This window comes from Cellulomonas sp. GbtcB1, from assembly GCF_019091725.1.
In the GTDB taxonomy this organism is placed as follows: Bacteria; Actinomycetota; Actinomycetes; order Actinomycetales; family Cellulomonadaceae; genus Cellulomonas.
Genome location: NZ_JAGXJG010000509.1, coordinates 1 through 239, shown reverse-complemented (window position 1 = coordinate 239; position 239 = coordinate 1). Strand labels below are relative to the sequence as shown.

Below are 239 nucleotides of genomic sequence, written 5' to 3'. Positions count from 1 at the left end.
GCCGTCGTCGTGCTGCTCGCCCCCGACCGGCTCGGCCTGGCGGACCGGTCTCCCGTCGCCCAGCTCGTCGCGCTGCGCGGGCTCGTCCCGTGCCTGCTGGTCGGCGGGGCCGTGCTGCTGGTCGGGGCCGTCGCGGGCTGGCGGCAGGTCGGCGGGCGCGCGGGGGTGCGCCGGCCCGGCTGGCGGCTTCCCCTGGCCCTGGCAGGCGTCCTGCAGCTGGGCGCCGCCGCGCGGGCGGA

1 protein-coding gene is annotated in these 239 nt (G+C 82.4%); it reads left to right on the top strand.

Annotated features, from left to right (window positions below; all coding sequences use genetic code 11):
* On the top strand, window positions 1-239 hold a 239-nt coding region (locus KVT14_RS21205; RefSeq protein ID WP_217617372.1), incomplete at both ends, for a hypothetical protein.